A 1831-nucleotide genomic window follows, 5' to 3' on the forward strand; every position below is an offset into this window, starting at 1 on the left:
TTTGATTGATCAGGACTGGAACTATGGTGAAGCTGAAAATGCCCTCAAAGCAGCGGGCAAAGATGACAGCACGTATGCTCACTTCTCTGTATCCCTGAACGAGGATATCGTGGACCATACATTCCAGCCAACTGGATTCGACGGATACGGAATCGGGATTTCAACAACGGCCAAAGATCCGGTACGAATCATCAAATTCATGGATTGGCTTGCTTCAGATGAAGGTCAAGTGCTGAGAAACTGGGGAATCGAAGGTCAACACTATAATGTTGAAAACGGCAAACGTGTCATTCCTGACGAAGTTCAGGATCGCAAAGTTAACGACAATTCAGCATTTACCAAAGAAACTGGTATTGGTCTGTACAACATCTTCAGCGCGAGATATGGCGACGGGGTAAAAGATTCTACGGACAATTACTACACAACCAACTTCCCTGAACAGATCCAAGCGGGTTATACTCCAGCTGAGAAGGAAACGCTGAAAGCATATGGTATTACAACATGGAAGGATTTCTTCCCATCCGAAGATGAACTGAAGCTGAAAGACTGGGGCGCTGCGTACAATATGCCGGTTCCATCGGATACAGACTACAACGTAACATTCCAGAAAACACAGGATATCATCCGCAAACGGATCCCTGAGGCTATTCTGGCGAAGCCTGAAAACTTCGATCAAGTCTATGACAGCCTCCTGGCTGAACTTGACAAAGCAGGGGCAGTAGAGATGGAGAAACAGTACACCGTATGGGTGAAGGAACGTGTAGCCCTATGGACTGGTAAAGATGTGAAATAACTGAAAATTTCAGAAAATCGGAATATTATTTAAAGCTTTTGTTCTATAGAAAGAGGCCTTGAAAAAAGGCCTTTTTTTGTTGTTGACGGGACGGGTAGGATAGCATATAATCATTGATGTAAGCACTTTCAGTAAGCGTTTTAAAGTAAGTTTCGAAAACGTTTTACGATTGTTAGAAGCATTAAAATGAATTGGCCATACAATATATTTTAGGCTTACAAAAAGTATGGATTGGTCTTATGGTAAGCGCATACAGAAATGCGCTCCAAAAGTGGTATTCGCAGGCTTAGCCTGTTATACAGATAAAACCTTCATAATAATAGGGGGAACTAGACAATGAGAGGCAAAATGAAAGGCAATACACCTAAGACTTTTGCAATGTTGATGCTCGCAAGTGCGCTGTTGGTTACTGCTGGTTGCGGAAATTCGGGAAGCAAAAGCGCTTCTGAAGATTCAAACGGTACCGATCCGGTTACATTTACGTTTTTTGGTGCTGATGCAAGTCCAACTTGGAACAAGATGCAAGATGCAGTTGGTAAGGAAATTACCAAGCAAACTGGCGTTACAATTGAAGCAGAATACGATGTAAACAATGGTGGCGATCAAAAAATTGGTCTTATGGCTGCCAGCGGTGATTATCCTGATATCATTTTCCCAAAAGGTAACTTGTCTAAGCTTGTAGATGCTGGTGCGATGATTGACCTCACGGATTTGATTGAGGAGCATGCACCGAACCTGAAGAAAATCTATGGCGATCAGATGAATCGTTTGAAATACAGCACGGAAGATCCATCCATCTACACGATTCCAACCAATATGGGTGTAGATAATATGACGTTTGACGCAACAGGTGGTTTTGAAATTCAGCAAAAAGTGTTGAAGGAGCTAGGCTACCCTGAGGTGAAAACACTTGAGGATTACGAGAATGTACTCAAAGCCTACTATGAGAAACATCCAACGATTGACGGTCAGCCAACCATTCCTCTGACATTGAATGCGGATGACTGGAAGATCATGATTACCGTAACAAACCCGGCG

At 42.9% G+C, this 1831-nt stretch carries 1 protein-coding gene and 1 pseudogene; both read left to right on the top strand.

Going from position 1 to position 1831, the window contains the following annotated elements:
- Positions 1–793, top strand: a pseudogene (locus CHH60_RS25415) (extracellular solute-binding protein); the annotation flags it as partial.
- A 348-nt stretch (positions 794–1141) separates the two neighbouring features.
- Positions 1142–1831: extracellular solute-binding protein (locus CHH60_RS25420; RefSeq protein WP_141236989.1), on the top strand; the 690-nt coding region annotated here is incomplete at its 3' end.

The organism is Paenibacillus sp. 7523-1 (assembly GCF_002276415.1).
In the GTDB taxonomy this organism is placed as follows: Bacteria; Bacillota; Bacilli; order Paenibacillales; family Paenibacillaceae; genus Paenibacillus; species Paenibacillus illinoisensis_A.